Here is a 2,377-nt window from a genome sequence, read left to right as displayed (position 1 = left end):
GAGGCCCTGGCGGTGTGGGTGAACCACTACAACTACCATCGGCCTCATACCTCCTGCGGGGACGCTCCTCCGGCCTCACTGGCACCGACCCGAGTCAACAACGTCATGCCCTCCTACAGCTAGGCCGACGCCCGCGGTGGAGTACCTGCACGTGCCGCTCGTGCTGAACACGGAGGGGCGGCGGCTGGCCAAGCGGGACGGCGCCGTGACCCTCGAGGACCTCTCCGCGCAGGACCCGGCGTGGACCCCCGAGCGGGTGCGGGACCGGCTGCTGGAGTCCCTCGGCCTGCCCGCGGGACCGCTGGCGGCCGCCGTGCCCGCGTTCGACCCGGCCGCCCTGCCGCGCGATCCGTGGGTGTTCACCGGGCTCTGAACGGGCCGGCGCCCTGGCCCGCCGCAGGCCCGGCCCCGGTCAGAGGACCTGGGCGGCCTGGTCGAAGTCGAGGCGGCCCTGGCGGGGCTGCTGCGCCTTCTCGTCGTCCGCGGCGGCGTGGCCCACGTTGATCACCAGGAGGGACTTCCAGGCACGGTCCGCATGGAACTCGGCGTCCACGGCGGCGGCGTCGAACCCGGCCATGGGGCCGACCTCGAGCCCGTGGGCGCGCAGGGCCACGAGCAGGTAGCCCACCTGGATGAGCGCGTTCGTGCGGCCCATCCCCTCGCGCATGCCCGGCTTGCCCTCGGCATCCTCCTCGAAGCCCTCCCGGAACGGGGCGAGGTGGCCCATGTGGCGGTGCCAGTCGAGGTCGTAGGAGGCGATCAGCGTGAGCGGGGCGCGCTCCGTCTTCTCCCGGTTGAACTCGATCATCAGCGGAGCCAGGCGGGCGCGGGCCTCGGGACTGTCCACGACGTCGAGCCGCAGCGGCTGGTTGTTCATGGCGGTCGGCGCCCAGCGGAGGTCCGCGTAGGCCCGCTCGATCAGCGCGAGGTCGACGGGCTCGTCCGAGAAGAGCTGCGTCGTGTGGCGGTCCGCGAAGAGGCGGTCGATCTCGGCCTGACTCAGCGGTCCCGCGTCCGGGGCCGGCTGCGTGGGGTGGATCGTGTCCTCGGCGTCGGTGTGCATGTGCGTGGTGGTCATGGGCCAGGGAACGGGCCGGTGGGTGGGCGCATTCCCCGGCTCCCTTAGCCCGTCCGCCCGCCGGATAGGCTTTCGAGGGTGAGCACCGCCCTGTACCGCCGCTACCGCCCGGACCGTTTCGAGGACGTGATCGGGCAGGACCATGTCACGGTCCCGCTGCGCACCGCACTGGCGAAGGACCGCGTGAACCACGCCTACCTCTTCTCCGGCCCGCGCGGCTGCGGCAAGACCACGTCCGCCCGCATCCTCGCGCGCTGCCTGAACTGCGCCCAAGGCCCCACGCCCACGCCGTGCGGCGAGTGCGACTCGTGCCGGGACCTGGCCACCGGCGGGCCGGGCTCGCTGGACGTGCTGGAGATCGACGCGGCCTCGCACGGCGGTGTGGAGGACGCCCGCGGCCTGCGCGAGCGGGCCACGTTCGCCCCGGTCCGGGACCGCTACAAGATCCTCATCATCGACGAGGCGCACATGGTCACCGCGGCGGGCTTCAACGCGCTGCTCAAGATCGTGGAGGAGCCGCCGGAGCACCTGAAGTTCATCTTCGCCACCACGGAGCCGGAGAAGGTCATCGGGACCATCCGCTCCCGCACCCACCACTACCCGTTCCGGCTCGTGCCGCCGGAGCCGCTCATCGTCTACCTCGAGCAGCTGTGCGCGGAGGAGGGCGTGTCCGTGGAGAAGGGCGTGCTGCCGCTCGTGGTGCGCGCCGGCACGGGCTCGGTGCGTGACACGCTCTCCGTGCTGGACCAGCTGATCGCGGGTGCCCAGGAGGGCCAGGTCTCCTACGAGCTCGCGGTGAGCCTGCTCGGCTTCACCCCGGAAGCCCTGCTGGACGACGTGATCGACGCCGTCGCCGCGGACGACACCCCCACCGTGTTCCGCGTGGTGGACCGCGTGGTGCAGTCCGGCCAGGACCCGCGCCGCTTCGTCGAGGACCTGCTGGACCGCTTCCGCGACCTCGTGATCGCCCGTGCCCTGCCGGAGGAGGCCGGGGCGATCCTGCACGGCATGCCGGAGGACCAGGTGCGGCGTCTGTCGGCGCAGGCCGCGCAGCTCTCCCGCGCGGAGCTCTCCCGCCTCGCGGACATCACCAACCTCGCGCTGACGGACATGGTGGGGGCCACCAGTCCCCGCCTGCACCTCGAGCTGCTCATGGCGCGCCTGCTGCTGCCCGCCTCGGACGAGACGCACCGCGGCCTGGCCGCCCGCCTCGAGGCCCTCGAACGGCGCCTGGAGCTCGGTGGCGCCGCGCCCGTCGAGGACGGCGCCCCGGAGGGCACGACGACGCCGGCCCGGTCC

At 73.1% G+C, this 2,377-nt stretch carries 3 protein-coding genes and 1 pseudogene; 3 read left to right on the top strand and 1 reads right to left on the bottom strand.

Features of this window, described 5'->3' with window-relative positions; all coding sequences use genetic code 11:
* Both D8M29_RS11305 and D8M29_RS11300 read left to right on the top strand, forming a co-directional pair.
* A partial coding sequence (locus D8M29_RS11305; protein ID WP_148111599.1) for an integrase core domain-containing protein occupies positions 1-123 on the top strand: 123 nt, incomplete at its 5' end.
* A pseudogene (locus D8M29_RS11300) lies at positions 122-373 on the top strand (tRNA glutamyl-Q(34) synthetase GluQRS); the annotation flags it as partial. The gene D8M29_RS11305 and the pseudogene D8M29_RS11300, both read left to right, overlap by 2 nt.
* Positions 374-412: 39 nt before the next feature.
* On the opposite strand, the gene D8M29_RS11295 reads toward D8M29_RS11300, so the two are convergent.
* Positions 413-1,078, bottom strand: coding sequence for a malonic semialdehyde reductase (locus D8M29_RS11295; protein ID WP_049146682.1), 666 nt, complete (start codon positions 1,076-1,078; stop codon positions 413-415).
* A 78-nt stretch (positions 1,079-1,156) separates the two neighbouring features.
* Between D8M29_RS11295 and D8M29_RS11290 the strand changes: the two genes are divergently transcribed.
* On the top strand, positions 1,157-2,377 hold a 1,221-nt coding region (locus D8M29_RS11290; protein ID WP_127445985.1), incomplete at its 3' end, for a DNA polymerase III subunit gamma and tau.

The organism is Micrococcus sp. HSID17227, assembly GCF_003989405.1.
Lineage (GTDB): Bacteria > Actinomycetota > Actinomycetes > Actinomycetales > Micrococcaceae > Micrococcus > Micrococcus luteus.
The sequence above is the reverse complement of the archived record's forward strand: the minus strand, read 5'-3'. Positions and strand labels throughout refer to the sequence as shown.

What these genes read in the sequence shown, in the direction of transcription:
- D8M29_RS11295 (WP_049146682.1), bottom strand. Translation starts at nt 1,078, where the DNA reads ATGACCACCACGCACATGCACACCGACGCCGAGGACACGATCCACCCC.